Consider the following 24,478-nt stretch of genomic DNA (forward strand, 5'->3'; position numbering starts at 1 on the left):
GTACATCCACTGGCACTGCAGAACAACCCGTTTCGGAAAGGAACCCCCGATGGACACAGAATCCGTCACCTCCCGCACTTCGCACCGAGCGCGCCGCGTACTCGGCGTCCTCGCTATCACCGCCGCGCTCACCGTCCTGGCCGGCGGAGTCGCCGCCGCACAGGCGGTCAACCCGTACGACGGGGTCAACCCGGACATCGGCCTGTTCGGGCCCGCTCTGAACCAGACGTGGAAGCGCCTGCTCGCGGCGATCTGGGGAGCCAGCATCGCCCTCGCCGGCCTGTGGGTACTGACCTCGTTCCTCAGCTCCAGGAAGGCCCGCAAGCGCAACATGTCCAGCGATCTGAGCGAAGCGGGCGAGGATCTCAAGCTCTCGCTCATCATCTTGGGCGGAGTGGCCGCTGTCTCGCCGATCGTCGGCGCAGTCCTGCTCCTCGTCCAGCCCGGCGCATAGCCGATCCCGGCTGCGGTCCGGCGCATAGCCGATCGCGGCTCTGACCCCCGCTCTTCCTCCTCCCCGACGCGGGCACCGTCCGCAGAAACGAGCTACCCATCATGGCCATCGACTACCGCAACGTCGGTTCCGAACCCCCCAGCTCCCCCAACACCGGCACCGTCTCCGGCGACCGCCGAACCGACAGCACGTCCGGGTCCAAACGCTGGATCATTCTCGGGGCCGTCGCCCTGGCGATCCTTGCCGTCGTCTCGATGATCGTGGTCGGTCTGTCGGGCCGCTCCGACAACTCCGGCGGCGGTGGCTCCGATGCCATCCGCGCAGTACACGGACCCACGACGGTGAACAACGGTGTCCCCAGCGGCTACACCCGCGACACCCAAGGCGCATCGACGGCCGCGGTGAACGTGCTCCAGGCGTTCGATCAGGCCAGCCAGGGCCGCATCGACATGAACGATGTCCGCTCGACGATGATCGCCGCCGACCCCGGCGCCGAACTGGCCCGCGAGATCGAACTCGGCAGCAACCGCGACGAGAGCAGCGACGTGATGAACACCCTGCCGGCCGCGGTGCACGTGTCCTCGTTCGCCGCCGACGCCGCGCAGATCTCGGTGTGGTCGATGACCACCACCCAGTCCGACATCAACAACACCGGCACCGTCGCCGTGAGCACTCTGTGGGCGACCACCGACATCTCGTTGGTCTGGCAGGACGGGGACTGGAAGGCCAAGGACTGGTCCTACCGCCAGGGCCCGCGCCCGGAAGACGCGTCCTACCCGGCCGCTGATTCCGCGCTCGGCGGTCAACTGACCGCCGGGTACTACACCTTCTACATCGACTAGGAGAGAACATGATTCGCCGTCTCGTTCTCATCGCGGTCACCGCCGCACTGGTGGCACTGTTCGGATCATCCGCTGTTGCGCTCGCCCAGCCTTCCGCCGTTCCCGCCCCCGCACCGGGGGCGGTCACCGCCCAACAACCGGCCTCGAGGCTGCCCGCGCACTTCCCGGACGATCTCAAGAAATTCATCGGCGGCACCGAGGAATTTCGGAGCGGGCCCTGGTTCACCGGTAACTGCGCAGACCACGGCGGCGACCTGGGAACCTATATCTCCCAAGCACTCACGAACGAAAACCGGCTCCTGTACTGGACGGCATCGGACGAGAACAAGGCCGCCATGCTCGGCGGTGCGAGCGCAGTCGGCAGCGACCCTCAGGCCCAGGCCACGGCCACGGCCGAGATCACCCGTCAGGCCGTCGCCGACGGGACCGAACCACCCGCCGACGCACTTCCGACGGTGTTTCCGGCCGGGGACACCAGCTTTCACCCGCCGACCGGAACGTGCGCCGAGGACCTCGCCCGGTGGGGAAACAAGGAATGGGGCACGTGGGGCTTCGCCTGGGCGCAGAGCCCGGACGCGGACTCGCTCACCGCGATCAAGGCACTGCCCGGTGCCGACAAGGTGCCCGACGCCGCCTGGTCGGACCCCTGCTCGCAGGGGTCGGGCGACCAGTACTGCATGCACGCGTTCTTCGTCGACTGCTCGAAAGCCGAACGAGCAGATGCCAGCCGCTGCCAGGACTGGAATCTGTCGATCGGGCGATTGTTCGCCGGCACCGCGAACTGGATCGACAAGAACACCTCGTTCACCGAGCGCCTCGAGGACACCCTGGGCAAGGTCATCGCGGCCACCCCGCAGTACAAACTCGGCAAGGCCTACCTGCAGGCGTTCTCCTGGATCTCGGGGGCTGCGAACGACGTCGTCGACTTCGTCACCGATCCGACCACCGTCATCGACGACTGGGTCAACGCCACCAAGAGCGGGGCCCTCTCGCTCACCGACGCCGTGCTGCGCGGGCTCACCTCGACCGGCGACTTCGATCCCACCCAGCAATGGTTCGTGACCTATTACGCCGGATCGACAGGTCTGGGAATCATGGTCATGTCGCTGGCGGTACTGCTGGCGATCATGCGATCACGGCACAAGGGCTCACCATCGGAGCTGGTAGCCAACGTCTTCGGCTACATGCCCGCCGGGGTGGTGATGATGCTGTTCTCCCTGGCCCTGGCTCAACTGTTGATCGAGTTCGCGACAGTGCTCACCGAGGGCATCGCCAGTTTCAGCGGCTCCACGATCACCGAGATGGTGGAGAACATCTACGCCACGATGGGCACGCTGAACAAGGACACCGTCGTCGGCGGCTCGATCGTCGGCCTGGTCTTCTTCGGGATCCTGCTGCTCGGTGCGATGTCGGTCTACCTGGGTCTGCTCATGCACCAGATCGGGCTTCCGCTGACCGCATGCGTCGCCGGAATCGGCTACGGAATGTGGGTGCACCCGACGTGGCGGACCAAGGCGCTGCGGCCACTGTTCACGTTCGTCGGCATCGTGCTCAGCAAGCCGATGCTGTTCCTGCTCATCGCGATCGTGCTCGCCGGGGCCAACAACGCTCTGCTCTCGGGCAGCGGCGGCTCAGGAGACCTGACCTCGCTCGGCGCTCTCGTGCTCGTCGGGGCCTCGATGGTCGTCGTCGGCCTGGCACCGTGGGCGATGCTCAAGTGGGCACCGATCCTGCCGACCAAGGCCGACTCCGAAGGGTTCGGCGGCGGTGGTGGCTCCGTCGCCGGCGGTGTCATCGGAGGCGTGGGCAGCTCGGCCCTGTTCCGCAGTCGTAGCGGCGGAGGTGGCGGAGGCGGGTCGACCGTCACACCGCGCTCGACCCGCTCCGGCGACGGCGTCGACAAGGCCACCCGATCCGCGCATTCGGCCCCGGCGAACAACTCCACCCCCGGCCACACCACCGCGGCCGCCCACAGCGGCGCCGACAAGGGCGGGGCGTCGACACCGAAGCGCTCGACGATGGGTATGGCCGGCCGACTCGGCGGAAAGCTCGCGACGGGATCTGCCGCGACGGTCGCCTCGGCCGGGGCCGCAGCGGTGCCGATCGCCGCGCAGTCCGCAGCGGCAGCGATGAACAAAGCCAAATCCAGTGCCGAGTCCGCACCGTCCGAAGCCGAAGGCAGGTAAGCGATGTCGACCGAGACCGTCGAGCACGACAGCGAGCAGAGAACCTCCATCCTGGGCGGTGAGATCGCGCGCCGCGGCATGACCGGGATTTCGGCACCGGTGCTCATCACCTGGACCGCGGCTCTGATCATCGGCGTCGTGTACTACTTCGCGGCCGGCGGGGGCGCGATGACCGTCGGGCTCGTGGCCGTGTTCTACGTCGGGGTGTTCGCCTCGACGTACGAATTCGGCGACACCTCCCTGGCTGCGCGGCGGTTGCACCGGTTGCGGAACTGGTCGCGGATGCGGCGCGGGGAGCACGTCTACCGCAACGCCGACGACCCGGCTTACGGGATAGCCGATCTCGATCCCGGCTGGGAGTATCCGGTGCCGCTGGGGCGGACCGCTCCGCTCGACGTCGCCGGCACCGGCCTGGACGAGATGTTCATCGTCCGCACCGCCAACCCCGGCGAGCGGGCCTACTACACGGTCGTACTGTCCGTGCAGGGCCTGGCCGGGGGGCTGCGCACAGACGCGGCCTGGGCGACGACATCGGAGAAGTTCGGTCTGTTCAGCGCCTCGATGGCCCGCAAGACCTCGCTCATCCGCGGAGTGCAGTTGATCCACCGCTCCATTCCCGCGGATCTGACCATGCACGAGGACTGGGTCGAGCGGGAGGTCGAAAAGCTTGGCGACATGCGTCTGCGGGCACCTGTGGAGTCCTACGGCGACCTCATCGACACCATCCGGCCGCACTCGGAAGAGCACCGGGCGTACGTGGTGCTCAAATTCCCCCAGACCGACCGCTTCGAGGCCGAAGCCGCGCGGGCGGCGGGCGGGAAAGGTGCCCGATTCGAAGGCGGTGTCGCCCAGGTGATCCGCGATGAGACGATGCGCGCGGTGAGCAAACTCGTCGCCGTCGGCATGGGCCGCGTCCAGGTCCTCGGTGAGCAGCGCACCTGCGCGTTGATCCGCGCGTTCGTCGACCCGTCGAACCCCCTCGATCGTCACCAAGGGGCGCGGTGGTCGAACTGCTGGCCTTCCTACGTCGGTGGCCAGGACTCGGTGGTGGTCTCCGGACGCTGGCACACCCGTGTCGGGTTCCTCCCGCCGGCGAGCATCGAACCCATTCCGCTGGGCCCGTTGTGGCTCGCGCCGCTGCTGACCGGGGTCGCCCCCGACATCGGCGACGACGAGAACCCGCCGTCCCCGACGATCCGAACAGTGAGTGTCCGCGTCGATTTCGTGCCCGACGCGGTCGCCCGGGAAGCGGCGAGTCAGGACTTCACTCAGGACCGGGCCTCGCAGGAAAGCGCCCTCCGCAAAGGCATCATCGGCGACGGCTCGGCAGAAGTGATGGCTACCGCCTCCGGGCGTCGACGCGCCGATCTGATGCCGGGCTCGGGCCATCACGGCACCATCTACTCCCTCGCGGTCGCGGTCACCGGCCGCGACGAAGACGACCTCGAGCGGGCCTGCATGCGCGTGGAGGAATCCGCGGACGAATCGGCAATCAAAACCATCACCTGGCAGGACGACACGAACGACGTCGCCCTGTTCGCCACCCTGCCCTTCGCTCGCGGTCTCGCCGTGACGCGCTACACCAAGTAGCCCAGGAGATTTCGATGCCGCAACACACCACCCGTCGTCCGTCCACCCGACCGGCCGCGACCGAGCAACCGGTACGCCCGCGGTTGCTCGGCGGCGATCGCGAACGACTCGGCGACGTCGACGCCGTCCTCGAGGCCGCGGAGGCGATCCCCGCCAAGGTCGCCCGCCGCAAGCCGCCTCGGCGGTTCACGCTCCTCGACCGCTACGGCTGGTACGAACCCCGCACCGAAGGCGCGTGGAGTACGACCAGGCAGTCCGAAGCGCTGAACCTGGCCATCAGCCGCCGCAGTGCCCGCCACCAGGGAGCGGTGACGGGCCTGAACCGGGTCTCCCAGGACCTGGTGATCACCGATCCGTTCGAGCTCTACGGCACCGACATCTCCAACATCAACGTCTGCGTCGTCGGGGACATCGGCAAGGGCAAGTCCTCGATGATCAAGACCGCATTTCTGTGGCGGCAGATCATCTTCGGCCGGCAGGTGGTGGTCATCGACAAGAAACGCCAGGGCAGCGAGGGCGAGTACTCCATCTTCGCCCGCACCCTCGGGGTGGAATCGGTCCGGTTCAAAACCGGTGGCGGCGGCGCCAGACTGAACCTGCTGGACCCGGCGATCACCACCGGCGGTGAGCACGCCGGCGGCCTCGACGGTGTCACCCCGGCCGGTCAGGAAGCCCTCGTACTCGCCGTCCTCGCCGACACGATGGAACGCCCGCTGACCACACCGGAGAAGAGCGCCGTCGGCCGAGCGTTGGAGCTGGTCAACGCCGACGCTGCCGCGACCGGTCGCGCGCCGGTGCTCGAGGATCTCGCCCGCCGCCTCGTCGAACCCTCTACCGACGACGGCACGTACTTCGGTGAACGCTGGTCCGAGCGCTCGCTCGAATGGGGCTACGAGCCCGGCCTGGCCCTGCTGCGTCTGGTCGACCGGGACCTCAAGGGCCTCGTCGACGCCGAGACCTCCCCGGAGGTCCGGGCCGCGCTCGAGCACCCGTTCGCGCACTTCGACGTCTCCGCGTTGCCGACCGAAGGGCCTGCGCTGCGGGTGGTGATGACCGTGATCAACACCTGGTTGGCGAACCTGCTCGCTGCCCGCTCGTCGGTGTCCAAGCAGACCATCCTCATCGTCGAGGAAGGCTGGCACGTCGCCGAAGGATCGACCGGTGCGGTGTTCCGGTCGAACATGAAACTCTCTCGCGGACTGGGTCTGTCGACTGTCTCGGCCTTTCATCACCCCTCGGACATGTCCCACGACTCCCCCGCGCGTGCCCTCATGCAGGAGGCGGGAATCGTGTTCCTGTTCGCGCAGGAACGCTTCGACGACGCCCGCGAGACCGCGGAGATGTATCACCTGCCGCCCGGGTCCATCGACATCATCATGGGCCTGGGCCAGGGCGAATGCCTGGTCAAGATCGGCTCGTCCGATCCGATCCTGATGGAACACGTCCGCTCCCCGCAGGAGATCGCTCTCACCGACACCGACGCTGCCGTCAAAGGAGTCAAGCCAGCATGAACACCTCCTCGCCGGCGGCCCGGCGTTCCCGCACCATCGACGTGCTCGTGACCTCGCCGGCCCCGATCGGGTACGACGACACCTGCTTGAGCACCGAAGGCCGGTTCGCTACCCCCTCTGCCGCAGCACGATTCGCCGTCACCCACGCCGCCGCACTCGACTTCGACAGCACCGACATCACCGTCACTATCACCGTCGACGGTGCCGGCGACGTCTGCGTGTCCGGTACCCCCGGCGAGATCGCCTGCGCACTCGCCGCCATCCAGGCCTACAGCGCCGGCGTCCGCACAGCACGGATGCCGGCACCGGGCTACCTGCGTGCCGCCCTCGACGAGGTCGCCCTGCCGATCCAGTGGCAGGGCGGCGTCGGCCCCGATGGCCGTGTGAGTGCGGAAGTCGGCGTGGATGTGCGTGTGCTCTCGACTCGGCCCGACCCGCTGCCGAACTCGACACTGCTGCTCGGGCAGTGGGCACCGGACCTCGCGCACCGCCTCGCGCACGACCTCGCCCGCTCGATCACCGAGCGCAGTGGTCAGCGCACCCCGGCCACCGTGACGCACCTCCCCGACCAGGGGCGGTACGAAATCACCCATCCCGTCCCGATCTCCGGTACCGACGCCGCCGCGGTGGCCCGGTACATCCGGATCACGCAGCTACGAGCCAACCTCGCGGCCCTCGACCCGGTCGCCGACGCGGACTGCGCTGTCGGTGCCGCCGCCGAGCTACACGTGCTCGAAAGCTATTCCCGCCATGTCTCTTCCACCGACGACAGGACAGTTCGATGAGTGCGATGCAATCCCCTCCCCGTAGGCCCAGCGATCCGTTCGTTCCGTCCGAGGTCTGGGTCGGTGCCGCTCTGATCGTGGGTCTGGTGTTCGCTGTCGCCGGCGGCGGCATGGTCTCCTCGCTGGTCTCGGGCAAAGTGATCGCGATGCCCACCAGCTTCGGTGAGTTGTTCTCGATCTTCCGTGGGTTGGTCACGAACCCGTCGGACCCCGCGGCCGCGTGGCCGGCGACCGCGCAGCCGGGTCCGGCGTGGGTGACGTGGGTGTGCATTCTGGTGCTCGGTGCGCTGTATACCGCTGTCGCACTGTGGATCAGTTCCGAGATCGACGACTGGCAGCATCACCGCGGTCAGGCGCAACGTGGTTTCGCCGGCCGACGTGAGCTCGCCCGGGCGGGTATTGACGAAAAGAGTGTTCGCACCGCTGCCGTCGCCACCCGTTCGTCGTTGAAGGGCACGCGGGCCTCGAGACTGGACGCGAGCGAGGTCGCGATCGCGTTGGGCCGCAACATGGTCGACCCCGACAGGGTCGTCTACATCAAGCAGAACGACTGCATGCTCGTCGAGGGTGTCACCGGCTCGGGTAAGACCTGGCGCGTGGCGTATCAGCGCTGCATGGACGCACCCGGTCCACTGCTGGTGACCTCGACGAAAGTGGATCTGATCTCGGCGACGTACGAGCACCGCGCCGCGCTCGGGCGGGTGTCGATCTTCGATCCGGACAACATCACCGGATGGCCCGAACCGATCCGCTGGTCGATCCTCTCCGGTTGCCAGGATCCGGACGTGGCGATCCGCCGCGCGCAGAGCTTGGTATCGGCAATGCCGATGGGAGACACCAAGAACGGCGGTTACTGGGAAGACAAAGCAGTGGTTCTGCTGCGCTGCTACCTGCACGCGGCCGCGATCAGTGGTGCGGATCTGGCCACGCTGCGCGTGTGGGTGAACTCGCGTAAAGGTCGCGAGCCACGTGAGATCTTGATGCGGACGATGCCCGGCTGGGAAGCCGAACTCGGCCAGATCCTCGACTCCGGATCGGATTCGTCCGACGACATGATCGGCGCGGCCAGCCGACTTCTGGCCCCGCTCGCCTCCCCCGCACTGCTCAAAGCCGTCGATGTACCGATGAGCAAGTCGTTCGACATCGACGAGTTCATTCGATCCGATGCGGACACGCTGTATCTGGTGTCCAAGGGCAAGGACAATTCTGCGGCACCGTTCATCGCGGCCCTGGCCAGCGAAGTGCACTACCTCGCCGATCGCCACTCGCAGTCCCTGCCCGGTGGCCGATTCGATCCCCCGATCCGGTTCGAGCTCGACGAAGTCAACAACGTCGCCCCGATCCCGGGCCTGCCGGATCTGATGTCGGACTCGGGCGGCCGAGGCATCACCATCCACGCCTACGCCCACAACGAAGAGCAGAACAAGCTCCGCTGGGGCGCGGTCGCCGGCAAGATGTTCGCCGACAACTCCCCCGCCCGCCTGATCCTGCCCGGCCTCAAAGGCGACGAGCTGCAAGCGATCTCGAAGATGCTCGGCGACCGATACGAGTGGCAGCCCTCCGGCAACGCCCAGTCCGGCCCGACACTGAGGGAAGTACCGGTGATGTCGCCGGCGCAGATCCGTCAGATGGACCCCGACCAAGGGCTGCTGATCTACCGGACTGCCCCGCCGATCCTGGTGCACCTGCCGACGGTGTGGGACGAGAAACCATCACGTGCCGCGGTGCTGCGCTCGCAGCAGGTGTTCGACGAGATCGTGGCATCGGGCACCGCGCCTCGTGCCGAGGCCGAGTCCGGCGCGGTGGTACTCGACAAGGTCAGTAACGGGACGACGCTGTCGTGACCGCACCGGGGGCCGAGCAGGAAGAATTGGTGCCGTCGCGGTTCACCTGGCGCTACCTCGACGCCGAGCAGGCGCGGGCCCTGTGGTCGGAGCTGATCGACTGGACCGCCTGGCTGCGGGAGCGCTACGAGCTCGGCACCAAGATCCCGCCGTGCTGGTACCGCCACGATCCCGTCGTCGAGGAACTGAGCGCCCTGATGGCGGCATGGACCGATGCCTACTACCGCGGTGACGAGTACCGCGACGACCTCACCGCCTGGCACACCCAGTGGTTTCGGCCGCTCATGGCGCGCATCCGCGACATCTCGGACTTCGACAGTTGCACCCACGATCGGTGCGCGCACCGGCCGTTGCCGCCGGCCACGCTCGCCGGCATCGAGGAGTTCGTCGACGCCGACGTCGACGCCCGCCCCGAACCGGTACCGGAACCGGCCCCGCCGGCACCGGTCGTCGACGTTACCGCGGCCGAGGAAGTGCGCACCATCCCGGCCGACGACATGGACATGGCCATCGACTCCGGTCTCGCCGAACCGCTCGACCCCGCCGACCCCGACAGCCCCGTGAGCTTCGAGGGCATCGAATGGACCTTCAACGCCCGCATGGGTGCCTGGGTTCCTTCCACCTGACCGTCATTTCCACTCCCTGAGCTGCGGGCCTGTACAGCTCGGATGGTCGCGACGCCGTACATCCCGCCCGGATACGGCCCGCGCGGCCGCCGAAGAGAACAGGCCCGCCGAACCCGGGCATCGGCCGGACGTTCCCCGCCCGGACGCCGGCCGATGTCCGGGACAATTTCGGAGCTTCGAGTCAGCCATGAAAAAGTGAGGTAGATCACACTCGAGTATTTGTCGTTTCTGCTTGTTGGCGCAGCTAGTAGGTGAGGACACAATCGAAATGACGGAAGGGCCCCACCTATGTCTGACTCAGACAACACGACTCTGCCCGAGAAGACGACTCGTTCGCTCTCCATGTACGAGGTCGAGCGCGAGCTCGGACCAGCTGCCGCCGCGCAGCTCGCCCACGTCCGCAGAAACTTGTCGACCTACGCCAAGCAAGCCCACGAGGCCGCCGAAACCGCTGACGCGGCTAACGCAGGCACGGGAGCACCTGTCGCCAGTCCGGCTCCTACTCGGCCGACCCCACCCAAGGGCACCCGCAAACCAGGTAGCCCCGTGAACCTCAGCGGGCTTGCCCCACGCATCGAGATGCCTGACTTCACCGCCGCGATCCCGAAGATCAACTTCTTCGACAACATCGCACCCAAGCTCAACCTCGGTCTCGACAACATCGCACCCAAGGTCAACCTGTTCCCGCCCATCGAGATCCCCGACCTCCCCGTCTCGATCCCCAAGCTCAACCTCGGTCTCGACAACATCGCACCCAAGCTCAACCTGTTCCCGCCCATCGAGATCCCCAAGCTCAACCTCGGTCTCGACAACATCGCACCCAAGATCAATCTCTTTCCGCCCATCGAGATCCCCGACCTCCCCGTCTCGATCCCCAAGCTCAACCTCGGTCTCGACTTGGCTGTACCGCGAATCGATCTGGGTGCGTTGAGCGCGATCACGAAGGTGGCGAACGGGCTCGGCCAGTGGAGCGACTTCTCCTCGTTCCAGATCTTTCCGATCGTCGACACCCTCAGCGCGAGGGTGTCGTCGCTGCTCGATGCCTGGAAGGTTCTGGGTGACTTCGGCCATCGGGCTGCACGCTTCGGGCTCCATGCTGCGCTCGCTGCTCGAGAGGCTGTTCTTCACGGGGAACCGGAGCCGTTGATGCGCTTCATGGAGACCTGGCTGGGCGTCAAGTCCACAAAGGAAGGGCAGGATGCCGTCGCGGCCGCTCTCCTCGACGATGACTGGCTGGACGTCACTCCCGACCAGGTAATCCCCACAATCGAACGTCTTGAGAAGCGTCACCGAAGCAACCAACGCTGGATCACCGAGTCGCAGCTCAATCACTTCAAGATTGTCAGTCTCGACGCAACAGTGGGCCGCGACCCGGCCGGGGAGACACTCAGAGATCTGTTGTCGGCATCAGCTGATCGAGATCCGTTCGAGGCCGAGTTCAGCGACCCGACGCTGTTGCTGATCCTCGGCAAGCTCGACCACATGGAGCAGGCCATCCTCGCGGCAAAAGCAAGTGGGGCACGTACGTGGGCAGATGCCGCTACCGAGTGCGGCGCTCCTCTGAAACAAGGCGAATCTGTGCGGAGAAAGGTCAACCGATACCGGGACCAGGCGCTGAGCGTCCATAAGGAGGCGAGCTGAAACCAGAACTAGGCCGCTCCATCCCACCGGGCAGGACCTTTGCCACCCCATGATCGGATGTCACTAGCGCATGAGTCATGCCCGAAACGCGATGCGTTCCGGGCTTGTGCGCAATAACTACAGAGAGGAGGAAAAACAGTGAAGACTGAACCATCCAAGCGTCGTAAGCGCTTCAGGTTGGCACTTCGCTGGATCGTGCACACGATCCTGCGTGAAGTGTTTCTCACTATTTTCGATCTGGATCTCTGATGTATTTAGTTATCTGTGAGTTGGTGACTCAATAGATAACATACCTCAGCTTCCAGATAAGTCAACAATAAGTTAGGAGGTGAAGGTGGTGGTTGTAGTCACAGACGGACTGCAACCACCACCGTCATGGCATCAAAACTATCGAAGGTCAGACCGTCCATGCTGCAGCAGTGACCTGCCCGGACGCTTCGACCGCACTCACCCGTCAGAAGACACGTGCGCCAAACGGCTCGTCCCTACATCGTGGGCCGTCGCTGCGCCGACGCAGGAACGTTAAATCGTCGGTGCGGCTCGGCCGGTGAGCGGTTCAGGTGGTCCGCGCGGGGTTCGTGGCGAATCCCGGCCGCCTGGGTACTAGTGGTCCGGCGCTCGGTCTGCACAGGCTTCGTTCGATCTAATCCGGTTGCTTTTTCGCTCCATTCGCGGATCCGTGCGTGCGACATGTCGGTGGAGAAATCGCGTGTGAGGTCGGCGCTGTGGTCGATGTGGTCGACGATGTCGTGGTGCGCGGCCGCCCTGGTCACCTCGATTGCCTCGTCGAGGTTCTCCACGGTCGCGCGGGTGTGGTCTCCTCCCGGCCAGGAGCGGAGTTCGGCAACACGGGCCTCCCGGGTGACCTCGTCGTCGAGCGTGCCGATGAGCTCGTACGTCGACGTCTCTCCGAGGACAGTTGCAGCGCGGTGCACGTCGAGCCGCGCTTCCACTGTCTGCAGGTGTTGCAGCAGCCCGGGGGTATGGGTCTGTGCCGCAATCGCGGCGTCATCGGTGGCGCTCTCGCTCAGCACTGCGAGATCGCGGCGCAGTGATTCCATCTGAAAGACCAGACCGAGGTTGTCGAGGTGCAGGTCTGCGTACTCGGCGACGGTCGAGTCGGCGTGCATGTGCAGACGAGCCGTATGGGGCAGCTCGACGCCGGCGTCCATGGCCAAATGGTGCGCCAGCTCGTCGGGAGTGCGCATGTACTCCCATACATCGATCGGCTGGTCCGGTCCCGTGAGCGATGCGCAGAAGCTCGGGCGGGTCAGCTCTCGAATGTCGATCGCGGTCAGGGCGTCTGGCGTGATGCCGCGTTCGGTCTCGAGGTGCTCGAACAGTTCGCGGCCCAGTTGCGCTCGGGTGGTGAACAGGCGCAGGTTTCTCCCGTCGGGCAGGTCGACGGTGCGGGAGTCAAAGTCGTGTTGCTCGATCCTCATGTAGGTGAAATCCCTGAGCTCGTACGGATCGTTCGCCGGAAGGTATCGGGCCATGTCGAGGGTGCTCCTTCGAAGTCGCTGTTCGCGCGCGCCAGGTCGGTCCACGCAAGGGGACGTGCTGCTGGGTGGTAATGCTTCTGGCTCATTGGCGCTACTGGCGGCGGAAGGTGCGGCGGCTTTAGATACGTGGTCCGCGGGTCGGCCCCGATCGGCGGGCTTGCTGTTGGCGCAGTTGTTCGCGGCGTTCAGTTTTACGCTGCTCGGCGAGTCGGCGCTGTTCTGCCGCGCGTTGCTCGGCGGCCTCTCGTCGTGCCCGGTCCGTGTCGACGATCGGATCGGGCGTCGCAGGTTGTGGAGCCGGTGCAGACTGCAGTCCGGGGCCTGCGTGTGCAGGCACCGACGCGGGTGCGGTGGCTGTCTTGATGCGGGCGTTGACCTGGTCCCACGCGCGGGCAGCTTCGCCGTGTTCGGGTCGGTCTCCGATGAGCGTGCGGTCGGTATCGATGCCGAACTGTTCTCGGTAGGCCCCGACTTGGCCGGCGGTGATCTGCCAGCGCAGGCGGGCCCCGCCGGAGTCGGGAACCTCGCCGAGGTGGCGGGTCCAGGCGGGTTGTTCGTCGACGGCGTGCTGTCCGAGCTCGCGGGTGCGTTCGGCGATCTCGGTGTATCGGCGGCGGCTCCAGGCGACGAGTTCGGGGTCGATTCCCTCGCGGTCCTGCATCGGCGGCAGGACCCAGCTCGGGGCACTGTGGTCGCGTGCTTCTCGGCCGAGGGGCCAACGCCGTTCGGCGTCGTCGAGCAGATCCGCTGCGCTCGGGTCGGGGTCGGTGACACCGCGGCGCAGTTCCACGATTGCGGCGTGGGGGTCTTTGCCGGCGCGTTCGGCATTGCGTAGGTGCGCGGCGAGGTCGGGCCACGCCCCGTCGTCGCCGAGGATCGTTTCGGCGTGCTCACCGAACTGGGTGCGCAGCGTCGGTTCGATGCTCTGCGCCCACGCGTGCATCTCGTCCGCGCCCGTCTCGATGTGCTTTTCGAGTCGCCAGTGCATCACGGCGGAGACGGAGTCGGCGCTGGCGAGTTCGCGCTGCGAGCGGGCGGCGACGAGGGTGGGGGCGGCGTCGAGGCCGAGCTGCTCGGCGCGGCGGTACTGGTGCACGAAGGCATCCCATTCGGCTTCGGCGATCATCGTGTTCGCCAGCGCCGGACCCATCTGCTCGCGGACGATCGCTTCGATGCGGTGCGCGTCGATGAGTTCGCTCGCGTACTCGTATCCGCCGACGTTGTAGTCGAGCTTGCGGTGTGCGACGGCGGCGTCGCGTTGCTGTTCGGTCGCCGAGACGTCCGAGCCGTCGCGGCCGATGATGGTCCGCACGACTTCGTCGGCGATCTTCTTGTCCGGGTGCACGTGGATCAGGTGGGGGTCGACGATCCGGTCGATGGGCACGTACAGCTGGTTTCCGTCGCGGCCGCGGGTGAGGGCGACATAGAGGGCTTGTCGGTTCATGGTGTCGTCGACGAGGACGTGGACCTGGTCGACGGTCATGCCTTGGGAGCGGTGGATGGTGGCGGCGTAACCGAGCTCGCAGTGCTTTGTGACGTACTCGACCGGCAGGCGGATACGCCCGCCGTGTTCGAGGTGGCGCACGGTCAGCGAGCCGTCGCGGTGCGCGGTCTGGACCGTCCACAGGTCGCCGTTGCGCACTCGTTCCCCTCGGGTACCGGTGACCCGCAGGCTGGTGTCGTTGCGGCGGGTGACGATGCGGTCCCCGGCGCTGGCGCGCAGTCCGTCGGACAGATCGTTGCCGCCCTTCTTGACCAGTCCCTTGGCGAGTCGTTCGGTGCGGGCCCGGTCGTTGAGGTCCCGGACGGCGTGGTTGCTGCTGGCGATCATCAGCGACGTCGTGTCGGTGTCCGAGGTCTTCGCCCACGCAGTGAAGACTTTCTCGGCGAGGTCATCGGCCATGCCGTGCTGGACGCGGTCTTTCGCGGCGTACCAGGCCGCGACGGAGGTATCACCGTCACGCAGTCGCAGCGAGATCTCGGCTTCCTCTTTGTCGCGGAAGCGGTGGACGTCGACCAGTTCCGGTGCCGCGCTCGATCGAGCGACCAGCCGCAGTGCACCGCCGGTATCGACGGCGGCGAGCTGCTGCGGGTCTCCGAGCAAGCGGACCACTGCGCCGTGCTCGGCAGCAATGTAGGTCAGCCGGTCCAGATCGTGTGTCGAGGCCATGCCTGCTTCGTCGACGAGGATCATCGACCCCGGGGTGATGCCGGTGTCGAGTTCGTTCTCGTAGCGGGTGAGGACGTCGGCGATGGTGCGGCCGGTGACACCGAGTTCGTCACCAAGGACGCCGGCGGCTTTCGCGGACGGTCCGAGGGCGATCACGTCGTATCCGGTGCTGCGCCAGGCGTCGACGACCACGCGCATGGCGGTGGTCTTGCCGGTGCCGGCCGGACCGACACCGGCGGCCAGGAGGGCACCGGAGAACAGGAAGTGCTCGACGAGTGCTTTCTTGTCTGCGCCGAGGTCCCAGCCTTTGCGTTGGGTGTGCGCGGCGAGGGCGGCGGTGTAGGCGTGGCCGGGTGCCATCACCGCGGTCGGGGTGTGGGCGGCACCGACGAGGCGGTGTTCGGCGTCGAGGATCGCTGCACTGGTGTAGGTCTCGTTACCGTGCACGGTCAGGATCGACGCACCGTCACTGCGCTGCAACGCTGCCGGGGCCGCGTCGACCTGCCGGGTCAATCGGATCGACTCCCCGCCGAGAGCGGCTTCGGTGACCTTCTCGGCGACCGCGTCACGCTCGGCGGCGGTGGCGAACACCAGCGGCCGCAGTTGTCGTTGAACTTCGGCTTGGATGTGCCAGCGGTTCCAGCTCGAGCGTTGTTGTGCGATGCGTGCGACGGCGGTGCGGGCAATCTCGCGGTGGTCGATCGAGTCGGCGTCGGTGACGGTGATCGTGTTCCCGGTGCTCGTTTTCAGTGCGGAGTTCAGGGCGCGTCGGCCGACGACATCGAGTGCGCGTTCGCGCCATTCCGCGCGTTGGGCACCGAGGGATTTCGGGGGTGCTTTCTCGTTGCGGGTTTCCAGGGTCGCTTGGTCGGCGAGGCGCATCTGCATCGCGGTCGAGGGGTCTTTGCCGTGGGTCTTGCGGTAGTCCGAGACGAGCTTTTCCAGGCGTGACTCGATGGCGTCGCGGCGGGAGAACTCGCTGAGCAGCTCGGTGGGGATGCCTTCGATTTCGCGGACGGCGCGTTTGTTGATTCCGGTGCCGGGTCGGTCGGCGAACACGGTGCCGAGCTCGCGGGTGACGTACTCCTCGATGAGGGTGTTGTAGCGCTCGGATGCGGCGACGGCGAGCTTGTGCAGCACGCGGCCGTCGAGGCTGCGCCATTTGCCGTCGACGCCTTGCACTTTGGTGGAGATCGCGACGTGGGTGTGCAGGTTCGGGTCGCCGTTGCGGTTGTCGCGGTGATCGAACCGGGTGTACATCAGGCCGGTCGATTCGATCTGTCCGACACCGGCTTTGCCGACTCGGGTGTAGGAGGCGTTGTCCTCGACCCAGCCGATGGCATCGCTGACTGCGGCGCTGTGCGCGCGCTCGATCGCCACGCGGGTGTCGTCGTCGCCCAGGCCCCAGAGAACGGACACTGATTTCTGTGGAGTGAACACGCAGTCGTAGCCGGCGACGGGTTGGCGTTCGCGGCGTTGCTGCGAGGCGATGTAGCGGACGAGTTCTGGTTCGCTGGCCGGTGATCGGCCGACTTCGCGGTGGAACTCGTCTGCTCCGACACGGTAGCGGATCTGCTGGCACTGCTCGGCGGTGAGCGGTTTTCCGCCGGCGGCGCGGTCGTTGTCGATCTCGGCGCGGATGCGTTTCATCAGCGGTACTTCGTTGCGGAAGCTCGCGAATTTGCGGCCGAGTCGCACGCTCTCGATGGCCGCGTTCGCCTTCGTGCCGTCGAGGACGGCGGCCTCGATCAGCGCTTGGGCTTCGGGGTGCAGGCCTTCACCGAAGAGCGCTTTCATCTGGTCCTCGCGGACGTACCCGGCCACGCCGAGCTCGGCTGCAGCTCGCCCGCCCCAGATGCCCGGTTCGGTGCCTTCGGCGGCGTAGTAGTCGGTGAGGTCCTGGCCGCGTTCGCGGCGAATGTCGTCGCTGGCGACCTCGCGGGTGAGGTAGGTGTAGCCGTCGCCCGCGTGCAGCGCGTGGACGGTCATCATCGCGGGCACCGCCGACCGCGTTCGGGCCGCTCAGCGGCTGGACAAGGCGCGTTTCGACGCGGGACTCGCTCAAAGTCGTCGGCGTTGAAAGCGTGCGGCACAGTGGCGATCGTAGCGCAGGAAGCGCCCATGGACACTAATAGTGCAAGAGGTGTGTATGTCGTTTAGTGTCTGGGCAGGCGGAAGCCTGTGAACAACAGCACGAGGCGAGTTGCTGATCTGGCTGGGGTACGGAACTGACCTGGCGAAACAGGCATCGGCAGAGAGATTGTTCGGGGAGGAACGAGGCGATGGGGTCGACAAGAGAGCGCGTCGCGGCCCGCGGGCGTGGCCGTACTGAGGAGGCGGAGCGTGTCGCGAAGGCTCGGATCGAACATGAGCAGGTGGCTCGACGGTTCGAGGCTGCGCGTGCTCAACGAGATGCAGCCGAACAGGTGATGGCGGTATCGCTGAGCACGCTGGTGGGCAGCTTGGGGTCAGTGGAAGCGGCTGCGGAACGAGTCGATCTAGGTCGCGATGAGGCGGAGCGGCTACTGGCAGCGGTCGCCGTGTCGACTGAGAGCGGAGACGACGAATGAACACCGCGATCGCTGGCCGTGGGCGGTGGAGGTCTGCGCGGACGAGATCCCTTGCGGCAGTCACCCGCATCATCATCGGCCTCCTTGTAGCTTTCGGACTCGCGATCGCCGTAGGGATGCCACATGCGGCCGCAGCGCGGGGGCAGAGCGTGGACACCGCCGCCTTGGAAACCGGCGTGGGGTTGTTCGCGATCGCCGTGATCGTCGTTGTCGCGAGCTGGGTGTTTCAGTCGGGCTCCACACCGTCGCTGAATCACTGGCGCGTACTGCGCGTCCAGCTTCTGTGGGTCGTAGCCGCGGTCGGTCTTCGATTGCCGGCCGAACGCCGCCGAGGACGGGCCCGGTTGATGGTGTCGGTCCTGCTTGTCCTTGTGCTGGCGGTGGCGTTGTTGCGAACCCCGCTCTGGCACTTGCTTACCGAGCATGTGTCCGGTCCGGTAGGTGACGCTCAGGTTCAATTGAATGCCGATCGGTCACGGTGGTCCACGTCGGGGTGGGCGGGCAGCATTCCGGGGCTGGTGTTGGTCTCCGGGGTGGTGTCAGAGGAGCTCGTCTTCCGCGGGGTCCCGCTGTTGATCGTGGCTGCGACTTTCGCAGTGACCGACTCACAGCAACGCGCACATCGTCTCGTCCGTGCAGTGGTGGTGGTTGCCGCCTGGGCTGCTTCTTCGATCGTGTTCGGGATCATCCATTGGGAGTTCTCCGATTTGAATGTGGTGTCGATGGTGATCAATGGGGCGGTGTGGGGTGGTGCCGCATTGTGGACGCGTTCCCTTGTTCCGGCTGTCGTCGGCCACACGTATTGGAACCTCATCGCAAGTGGTGCGATCTGAGCTGCCCGGCCTGTAGCGACACGTGACTACCGGGTGGGTGCGTGTCCCCTATCTGTGTGTCCGGCCCCGATTGTGGGTGCTTGAGATCGAGCGGAGCGGTGGGAGGAATCTCGGGCATCCACATGAGGATGCAGGCCGGTGCACAGTTGGGGGCACCGCACCAGGTCCCCTCCTTCGTTGGGCAACTACGCCGCCCGGCCGAGCGCCGGTCGCGCGCGTGGTTCATCTCGTCCGTCCGCTGTCGTCTGCGACGCTCGGGCGGTAAGGTTTGCAGTGCGTTCTGGCGGTGCCGTGTGGGCCCTCCGCCGGACGTCGATCACGTGCACCCTCACCGACTCTCCCCGTGTCTGCGGGCGGTCGGTTCGACGAGAAAGGCCCACACCCACCATGACTGTCACCCCGTTGGACAAAGACGCGATTCGCGCGGCCGCCGAAGCGGCGATCAACGATCGCATCGCCAAGGTCGAGGCGATCACCGAAGCGCAGCAGAAGGTCGTCGAGGCCGAAGCCGACGACGCGAAAGCGCGTGCAGCCGCCGATGCGGCGATCAAGGAAGCTCAGGCCGCGAAACGCTCGTCGGCCAAGTCCGTCGAGAAGGCCAAGGACGCAGTCGCTGCCGCGTTGCGGGCCGCGCTCAACGGTGGATGGACTGCGCAGCAGTTGCGGGACATTGGGTTGACGGTGCCGACGTCTGTCATCGCGGCCCCGAAGCAGGCCTCGACGGGATCGGGACGAAAGAAGCGGCCGTTGCGCATCGGTGTTGCCAGCGCCGCTGCCGAGTCGGACAAGCCTGGTTCGGGCGAGTCGACCGAACCAGCTACTCCCCCGCCGACCGACGCGGCACCGAACACAGAGACGCCGTCTGCGCCGCAGGAGTTCGCGTCCGCCGGGCAGGGTGCGCAGTGAGCGCCCTGGGCGCGCTCGGCGTCGTCGTGTCGAATTCGGTCGGACCGGATCCGTCGACGTTCGCGGCGTCGATCGCCTACGCCGACGGTGCGGGTGAGCCGGGCGTACAGGTTGCGTACGGGGAGTTCTTCACCTTGCTCGACGCAACCCAGTTCGTCGTCACGCAATCCTGGGTGCTGGCGATCACCCGCGAGTACGAGCACCTCGCCGCGACGATTGTGCGCGGCGGCCCGGTCGACCCCGGGCTGCATCTGCTCGATGCGGCCGGGACACCGACGGAGATCTCTGACGCCATCGGTGAACTGTTGATGGATCAGGCGGGTGCGCGATGACCGGCGAACACAGTGAGACGATCCTGAGCGAGACCGATGTGCTCGAGCTCGACATCTTTGCGCTGCTGCAGAGTCCGGAGGCAGTCGCCGCGTTCGACACCTACGCCCCTCTCATCACCGCGCGGACCGCGCCGCGGTTCGCGGACCTGTTGCGGATGATCAACAGCCTCGCCGCAGCAGGCGACTTCGCCGCTGCGGTCGACGCCGCAGTGTTCGCGGCCGTCCGCTCCCCTGTCGACATCACTCGACTGGATGCGTTCGGGGCTCTCTCTACGACGGACCCGATCCTGAAAGTCGCGGCGGTACAGATGCTGCGCACGATCCACGAGGCCGCAGAGTCGCCGGCCCCGGGAGACGTTAGGTGATGGTCGGCGGGTCGGGTCGGTGCCGGAACCGTTAGGTATCGGCGGCGCGGCGGAGCTCGCGCGGTTCGAGCGCTACATCGTGCGCGGTCCGCGCGATGATTCCTGTGCGATCTGGGTCGGCGCAGTAGGCGACGACGGGTACGGCCGGTTCTGGTTGATGCGCGATGGCCGGCAACGGGTGGTGCGCCCACACCGGTACGCGTTGGCGCGGGCGCTCGGTGTGCCGCTCACCGACGACGTAACGGCATTACACCTGTGCGACAACCCAATCTGTGTCCGGGTCACCCTCGACGAAAGTACCCGCGTTGGCGGGGTGCGTCACGTCGTCGACGGGACGCAGTCACAGAACCTGCTCGACATGGGAGCCAAGGGCCGCGGGGGTGGCCGGCGTCAGCCCGGCCTTTGGTACGGACCCGACCGGCTCGCGCGGGCGGCACGGTCGCGGCGGCTTCGCGATGCTGTGCGCGGTGGGTGGGACGAGGACGCTGTGCGTGCTGCGTTGCTCGATGAGGCTTCCCCGACACTGTTCTGACACCGCAGTGCGAGGGCCGTACTCGGACGTTGCACCACCGACCGTGTCGGTGGGTGGGTGTGTACTGACAGCCATCGAAGACCGGTCGCGTCGAACCGTCTGCGCGAGTGAAGGACACGAGGAACGAAAAGGGGTGGGCTGGAGATGGTTCTGTATCTCGTGGCCGCTGCGATCCTGGCGTACGTGGTGTTGCGGTCGGGTCAGCGAGCGGACGGCACGTGGAAGTTCGCGCCGTTGCGCGCGACGGGGATGCTCGCCGGTGGGGTGTTTCGGATCGTGGTGTTCGTGGCCGTGTTCGCGTTCGCGATCACACTTGGTGCGCTGTTCAGCTCCGCCCGAAGCGGGTTCTCCCCGTAACCGGCAATCTTCGCGGCCATGACCGAACACCTGAGCATCATGTCGGTGCGTCGGCACTTTCCGATGCCAGCAGGGCCAGATCCGTAGTCTCTTGGAAATACAAGCGAGACGGGCGAACTCACCCACGAGCAGCGACCGGACACAGCATCGATGCGAAAAGGGGTGCCGAGTGCACGACCACGACGAGCCACAGGCCTCAGTGACGCCAGCGCAAGCAACATCGGCAACCCGTACGTTCTTTCACGTCGATCGGCGTGGAACGCTCGCTAATACAGGCGGGGTCATCGATCTGAACGGTGGTTTGTCCGAGCACGGCCGCCAGTATCAACTCAATGAGCCGGCGGTCGGGTCGGTGGTGTGGAACGGCAGCAGCGCCAATATCGTGTCGACCAATCTCGCGATCGAAAATTTCTGGGAGCTATACCGGCACACCATGCATCCTGGCCTGCCGTCACGTTTCCAATCCCTGTTCGCGTTCACTTCGATCACCGACGCTCGCGGTTTTGCCACCAACATCGGGGGTGCCCCGATCTGTGAGCTGTCCGTTCCGACGGGGGCGGTGATCCACCGAGGTGACATGGACTGGCTCAAAGCAGGGAACTTCGCTTTCATGTTGGACTGCGCCCACAAGTACTGGACCGGGCAACCGATGACCGCCACACCCACGTGGGAAGTACTCCTCGCCCTCCCGGTGGCGACGACGCTCACTGCACTCCCCTGATCGGTCCCGGCCGTCGGCGGCTTCCTTCGGGCACAGTGACGCGGAGGCTAGCCCTTAAAGCGTCACGAGTTCTGCTGCCGAAATATGTTGAGTCGATTGAATGCTGAGCGCTGTTTGATGCCTAGTTCGACCATGTAGTCGAACAGGTCGGTCTCGGGTGATTCTTCGGCGGCCTGAGTCAGTCGTTGGCCGGCGATGTGGAAGCTGCGACGGTAGGACTGGGACAGGACGTTGTCGGCGTAGTGCACGGCGGCGACAGAGTGTGCGCCGGCGGTGACGATACCCATGAGGCGTTTGCGTAGCGGTGCGTCTTTTGCTCCGTCTGCTCCGGATCGGATGAGTGCACCGGTGACGGATGCAAAGTCGTGCGGTTGGCCGGCGGTGATGAGGTCGACGATGTGCCCGTACATGCGTGCGTGCGCGGGATCCTCGAAGTCCGCCGCGGTGAGCGTGCTGGTGATCCGCTCGATGTCGGTTCCGTCGGCACTCTGATTGCGCACGTCCATCAGGGCGCACAGGAGCATCGCTTCGGGGTCGGTGGCCGGGTCGTAACCGGGCTCGACGGACGTGTCGAGGTCCTCGACGGGTGCGAGGTCCGCGCGTGCCTGCGCTGCCGGGTCGTCGCCGGGTGTGGGGACTGCGCGTAGTGCATTCATCGTGGGGCCTCGCGTTCGTCTCGGGCGGATCAGGCGGTGGGGTTGCAACGGCGCTGGGGTCGGCGAGTTTGGCGGGTCAGGCTGCGGCAAGCCTGTCGAGGGCGTCGATCCGGAACCCGGACCAGTGCTCCCCGCCGTCGACGACCACCACTGGGGCTTGGAGGTAGCCGAGTTCGCAGGTGACGAAGTGGCGGGCGGTGTCGTCTTGCGTGATGTCGATGGTCCGGTAGTCGAGGCCGTGTTTGTCGAGTCGTCGTTTCGTTGCGTCGCATTGTCCGCAATTCGGCTTCGTGTAGACGGTGATGGACATACTTCTCTCCTTGTGAGAATTGTTCTGTTGACTTCTATTCTACGGCAATGACGGCAATTACACCAATTTTTTTAGACCTGAGTTATTCGTTATTCCCATTGCCTCACTTGCTTTTTCGTCTATCCGAGTTCTCTGATGAATTACATTTATCGGCACCTAGGAAGGGCTGTCGACGTCCAACTTCCGTGTCGGTCTGCATAGGGTTTCAGTGGAGGAGTTCGCGGCGTGCGGTGCGGCGGTCGCGGCGTGCGCTGGCGCGTTTGACAGTGCGGCGGACTTTGCGGCTGCCGTTGCGGTGGATGATGATGTCGATTTCGTCGGCGGTGGTGGGGTGCTGTGCTCGCATGGTGACCTTGTCCTCTCGACTGGTGGCCGGACCTGCTGCCCTGCCAATTTCTTTCGCCGTGGTGGCTGGGGAGAGAAACCAGCGCACGGGAACGACGGGGCAACCCTTCGGCCGGGCAGTTTTCGCGGGAGCGCAGCGAGTGCGGGACGAAAAGTGTTCGGAGCCTTGGCCGTAGCGCAGCGGAGCGGGGGGGTTGAGGCGGCGGGCACGGGTGATGGATGCTCGGAGAAGCCACCTACGTCGAAAGAAATTTGATTCTTTTCGCTCTTTTGAGTGCGGAGCGCAGCGGAGTTCGGTTCGGTGCAGCCCGTAGGGGTGCGTGTGGCCCGCCGGGGCCTGCCTGTGTACGTGGCCGGCCGCTGGTGGTGGGACGCAGAACGCCGCCGGAGCTGGTGCTTTACGGCGGCGCGGTAGTGGGGTACGGCTGTGAACGTGATTGTGCGCAAGCGACGGAGGGTGACGCCGCTCGGTGTCGCGGTAGCGCTGGTGTTGCAGTTTGTCGTGGTCAGGCCGATGGCGTCGCCGGGGTGCGGATTTCGCGGACTCCTATGCACGCGATCGCGAACGAGGTCAGGCCGCCCAGTGCCAGGACTGTTCCAAGGATGATTTTCACTGCCGTGGGGAATGTGCTGCTGTAGAGCTCAAACGATAGCCATCCTGCAAGCACGGCGAGACTCAGGCAGAGCAGAATCGTTGCGGCACCCAAGACCATTCTCGCGATGGGTCCTGGTGGTTCAGCGTCCCCCATTTTGACCTCATCGCGCCAGCTCTCCGCTGGCTTCTTCGGTCCGGTGATTCGCTGCGGATGGCTGCCATTCTGGGTGGATGGGCGTTCACCTTTCGGTTTCGGGGTGATGAGTGCGCTTGCTGGGGACGTCCAGAGGCGGGGCTCTCCAGTGATGTTTTGCGCCCGTGTGGATTTGGAGCGAAAGGGTGGCGTTGTGGGTTTGGATTGTTCGGCGGGTTCGGTCTGGGGCGGCTCGGATACGAGGTTCGCGGCGACTGAGTTTTGGGGTTCGGCTGTGCCGTGGGGGTCGTAGTCGAAGAGTGCGATCTTGAATTGGTCTGCGTATTCGACGGCTGATTTGCTGTATCCGGAGGCGGAGTAGAACAGCATGGTTTTGTGGTGTTGGCCTGCGGATGCTCCGTATAGGCGTTGCAGGTCTGGGCGGCCGGCAGCACCGCCTTTCCACTTGACCTGGGCGAGGGCGGCGCGGGAGGTGACGTCGATTCCGGCGTCGGGGCCGATGGGTGTGACCGTGGCGTCGGTGAATCCGAGCGACTTCATTGACCGGGCGGCAGCGTGTTCGGCGTCGCGCGCATTCTTGATGAAGCCTGCCACCGGTCTACGCTCCTTTTCGGCCGTTCAAGGACCCGCAAGGCGCGCCCCGTTGCGCGG

The 24,478-nt window shown here is 66.0% G+C and carries 22 protein-coding genes; 16 read left to right on the plus strand and 6 right to left on the minus strand.

Annotated elements, in window-relative coordinates; translation table 11 throughout:
* Positions 1–49: 49 nt before the first annotated feature.
* The 9 genes from CH296_RS05175 (at position 50) to CH296_RS05215 (ending at position 11,479) form a co-directional block, all read left to right on the plus strand.
* Positions 50–454, plus strand: a complete 405-nt coding sequence (locus CH296_RS05175; protein ID WP_037154227.1) for a hypothetical protein — start codon at positions 50–52, stop codon at positions 452–454.
* 101 nt (positions 455–555) lie between these two features.
* A complete protein-coding gene (locus CH296_RS05180) occupies positions 556–1,296 on the plus strand; it encodes a hypothetical protein (protein WP_037154228.1) in 741 nt (246 codons plus the stop codon).
* Positions 1,297–1,304: 8 nt separating this feature from the next.
* Positions 1,305–3,482: a hypothetical protein gene (locus tag CH296_RS05185; RefSeq protein WP_094684188.1), complete on the plus strand. Its 2,178-nt coding sequence runs from the start codon at positions 1,305–1,307 to the stop codon at positions 3,480–3,482.
* A gap of 3 nt (positions 3,483–3,485) precedes the next feature.
* Complete coding sequence (locus CH296_RS05190; RefSeq protein WP_094684189.1) at positions 3,486–5,072, plus strand: SCO6880 family protein; 1,587 nt, start codon at positions 3,486–3,488, stop codon at positions 5,070–5,072.
* A 14-nt stretch (positions 5,073–5,086) separates the two neighbouring features.
* Positions 5,087–6,583, plus strand: coding sequence for an ATP/GTP-binding protein (locus CH296_RS05195; RefSeq protein ID WP_094684190.1), 1,497 nt, complete (start codon positions 5,087–5,089; stop codon positions 6,581–6,583).
* Positions 6,580–7,368 (plus strand): hypothetical protein, encoded by a 789-nt coding sequence (locus CH296_RS05200; protein ID WP_094684191.1) that lies wholly within the window; start codon positions 6,580–6,582, stop codon positions 7,366–7,368. The genes CH296_RS05195 and CH296_RS05200 overlap by 4 nt, the downstream gene beginning before the upstream one ends.
* Positions 7,365–9,212, plus strand: coding sequence for a type IV secretory system conjugative DNA transfer family protein (locus CH296_RS05205; RefSeq protein WP_094684192.1), 1,848 nt, complete (start codon positions 7,365–7,367; stop codon positions 9,210–9,212). Before CH296_RS05200 ends, CH296_RS05205 begins: the two co-directional genes overlap by 4 nt.
* The gene (locus tag CH296_RS05210; RefSeq protein ID WP_094684193.1) at positions 9,209–9,838 is read left to right on the plus strand and encodes a DUF4913 domain-containing protein; all 630 of its coding nucleotides are present in this window, start codon (positions 9,209–9,211) and stop codon (positions 9,836–9,838) included. The genes CH296_RS05205 and CH296_RS05210 overlap by 4 nt, the downstream gene beginning before the upstream one ends.
* A 288-nt stretch (positions 9,839–10,126) precedes the next feature.
* Positions 10,127–11,479 (plus strand): hypothetical protein, encoded by a 1,353-nt coding sequence (locus tag CH296_RS05215; RefSeq protein WP_094684194.1) that lies wholly within the window; start codon positions 10,127–10,129, stop codon positions 11,477–11,479.
* Between the two features lie 485 nt (positions 11,480–11,964).
* Here CH296_RS05215 and CH296_RS05220 read toward each other — a convergent pair whose 3' ends face one another.
* On the minus strand, positions 11,965–12,975 hold the full coding sequence (locus CH296_RS05220) for a hypothetical protein (protein WP_094684195.1): 1,011 nt from the start codon (positions 12,973–12,975) through the stop codon (positions 11,965–11,967).
* 124 nt (positions 12,976–13,099) lie between these two features.
* Positions 13,100–17,143: a MobF family relaxase gene (gene mobF / locus CH296_RS05225; protein WP_094684196.1), complete on the minus strand. Its 4,044-nt coding sequence runs from the start codon at positions 17,141–17,143 to the stop codon at positions 13,100–13,102.
* A gap of 574 nt (positions 17,144–17,717) precedes the next feature.
* Between mobF and CH296_RS05235 the strand changes: the two genes are divergently transcribed.
* The 7 genes from CH296_RS05235 to CH296_RS05265 all read left to right on the plus strand — a co-directional run bounded on the left by CH296_RS05235 (position 17,718) and on the right by CH296_RS05265 (position 21,767).
* The gene (locus CH296_RS05235; protein WP_094684198.1) at positions 17,718–18,554 is read left to right on the plus strand and encodes a CPBP family intramembrane glutamic endopeptidase; all 837 of its coding nucleotides are present in this window, start codon (positions 17,718–17,720) and stop codon (positions 18,552–18,554) included.
* Between the two features lie 387 nt (positions 18,555–18,941).
* Entirely contained in the window at positions 18,942–19,460 is a 519-nt protein-coding gene (locus CH296_RS05240; protein WP_094684199.1) for a hypothetical protein, read from the plus strand.
* Positions 19,457–19,792 carry a hypothetical protein gene (locus CH296_RS05245; RefSeq protein ID WP_094684200.1) on the plus strand — a complete coding sequence of 112 codons (336 nt, stop codon included), beginning with the start codon at positions 19,457–19,459 and terminating at the stop codon, positions 19,790–19,792. Before CH296_RS05240 ends, CH296_RS05245 begins: the two co-directional genes overlap by 4 nt.
* On the plus strand, positions 19,789–20,157 hold the full coding sequence (locus CH296_RS05250; protein ID WP_094684201.1) for a hypothetical protein: 369 nt from the start codon (positions 19,789–19,791) through the stop codon (positions 20,155–20,157). The genes CH296_RS05245 and CH296_RS05250 overlap by 4 nt, the downstream gene beginning before the upstream one ends.
* 19 nt (positions 20,158–20,176) lie before the next feature.
* Entirely contained in the window at positions 20,177–20,689 is a 513-nt protein-coding gene (locus CH296_RS05255; RefSeq protein WP_094684202.1) for a hypothetical protein, read from the plus strand.
* 144 nt (positions 20,690–20,833) lie between these two features.
* Positions 20,834–21,046, plus strand: coding sequence for a hypothetical protein (locus tag CH296_RS05260; protein WP_094684203.1), 213 nt, complete (start codon positions 20,834–20,836; stop codon positions 21,044–21,046).
* 199 nt (positions 21,047–21,245) lie between these two features.
* Positions 21,246–21,767 carry a hypothetical protein gene (locus tag CH296_RS05265; protein WP_143546322.1) on the plus strand — a complete coding sequence of 174 codons (522 nt, stop codon included), beginning with the start codon at positions 21,246–21,248 and terminating at the stop codon, positions 21,765–21,767.
* A 62-nt stretch (positions 21,768–21,829) separates the two neighbouring features.
* On the opposite strand, the gene CH296_RS05270 is transcribed toward CH296_RS05265, so the two are convergent.
* From CH296_RS05270 to CH296_RS05280, 4 genes are all read right to left on the minus strand, one after another.
* On the minus strand, positions 21,830–22,423 hold the full coding sequence (locus tag CH296_RS05270) for a DnaB-like helicase N-terminal domain-containing protein (RefSeq protein WP_094684205.1): 594 nt from the start codon (positions 22,421–22,423) through the stop codon (positions 21,830–21,832).
* A 76-nt stretch (positions 22,424–22,499) separates the two neighbouring features.
* Positions 22,500–22,733 (minus strand): glutaredoxin-like protein NrdH, encoded by a 234-nt coding sequence (nrdH, locus tag CH296_RS05275; protein WP_094684206.1) that lies wholly within the window; start codon positions 22,731–22,733, stop codon positions 22,500–22,502.
* 205 nt (positions 22,734–22,938) lie between these two features.
* Positions 22,939–23,079 (minus strand): hypothetical protein, encoded by a 141-nt coding sequence (locus CH296_RS28810; RefSeq protein WP_179277631.1) that lies wholly within the window; start codon positions 23,077–23,079, stop codon positions 22,939–22,941.
* A gap of 505 nt (positions 23,080–23,584) precedes the next feature.
* Positions 23,585–24,421: a restriction endonuclease gene (locus tag CH296_RS05280; protein WP_094684207.1), complete on the minus strand. Its 837-nt coding sequence runs from the start codon at positions 24,419–24,421 to the stop codon at positions 23,585–23,587.
* Between the last annotated feature and the right edge of the window lie 57 nt (positions 24,422–24,478).

The sequence above is a fragment of the Rhodococcus sp. 14-2496-1d genome (assembly GCF_002259365.1).
In the GTDB taxonomy this organism is placed as follows: Bacteria; Actinomycetota; Actinomycetes; order Mycobacteriales; family Mycobacteriaceae; genus Rhodococcoides.

What these genes read in the sequence shown, in the direction of transcription:
- CH296_RS05215 (WP_094684194.1), top strand. Translation starts at nt 10,127, where the DNA reads ATGTCTGACTCAGACAACACGACTCTGCCCGAGAAGACGACTCGTTCG.
- CH296_RS05200 (WP_094684191.1), top strand. Translation starts at nt 6,580, where the DNA reads ATGAACACCTCCTCGCCGGCGGCCCGGCGTTCCCGCACCATCGACGTG.
- CH296_RS05260 (WP_094684203.1), top strand. Translation starts at nt 20,834, where the DNA reads ATGGTTCTGTATCTCGTGGCCGCTGCGATCCTGGCGTACGTGGTGTTG.
- CH296_RS05220 (WP_094684195.1), bottom strand. Translation starts at nt 12,975, where the DNA reads ATGGCCCGATACCTTCCGGCGAACGATCCGTACGAGCTCAGGGATTTC.
- CH296_RS05205 (WP_094684192.1), top strand. Translation starts at nt 7,365, where the DNA reads ATGAGTGCGATGCAATCCCCTCCCCGTAGGCCCAGCGATCCGTTCGTT.
- CH296_RS05185 (WP_094684188.1), top strand. Translation starts at nt 1,305, where the DNA reads ATGATTCGCCGTCTCGTTCTCATCGCGGTCACCGCCGCACTGGTGGCA.
- CH296_RS05190 (WP_094684189.1), top strand. Translation starts at nt 3,486, where the DNA reads ATGTCGACCGAGACCGTCGAGCACGACAGCGAGCAGAGAACCTCCATC.
- CH296_RS05175 (WP_037154227.1), top strand. Translation starts at nt 50, where the DNA reads ATGGACACAGAATCCGTCACCTCCCGCACTTCGCACCGAGCGCGCCGC.
- CH296_RS05180 (WP_037154228.1), top strand. Translation starts at nt 556, where the DNA reads ATGGCCATCGACTACCGCAACGTCGGTTCCGAACCCCCCAGCTCCCCC.
- CH296_RS05270 (WP_094684205.1), bottom strand. Translation starts at nt 22,423, where the DNA reads ATGAATGCACTACGCGCAGTCCCCACACCCGGCGACGACCCGGCAGCG.
- CH296_RS28810 (WP_179277631.1), bottom strand. Translation starts at nt 23,079, where the DNA reads ATGCGAGCACAGCACCCCACCACCGCCGACGAAATCGACATCATCATC.
- CH296_RS05240 (WP_094684199.1), top strand. Translation starts at nt 18,942, where the DNA reads ATGACTGTCACCCCGTTGGACAAAGACGCGATTCGCGCGGCCGCCGAA.
- mobF (WP_094684196.1), bottom strand. Translation starts at nt 17,143, where the DNA reads ATGATGACCGTCCACGCGCTGCACGCGGGCGACGGCTACACCTACCTC.
- CH296_RS05235 (WP_094684198.1), top strand. Translation starts at nt 17,718, where the DNA reads ATGAACACCGCGATCGCTGGCCGTGGGCGGTGGAGGTCTGCGCGGACG.
- nrdH (WP_094684206.1), bottom strand. Translation starts at nt 22,733, where the DNA reads ATGTCCATCACCGTCTACACGAAGCCGAATTGCGGACAATGCGACGCA.
- CH296_RS05195 (WP_094684190.1), top strand. Translation starts at nt 5,087, where the DNA reads ATGCCGCAACACACCACCCGTCGTCCGTCCACCCGACCGGCCGCGACC.
- CH296_RS05250 (WP_094684201.1), top strand. Translation starts at nt 19,789, where the DNA reads ATGACCGGCGAACACAGTGAGACGATCCTGAGCGAGACCGATGTGCTC.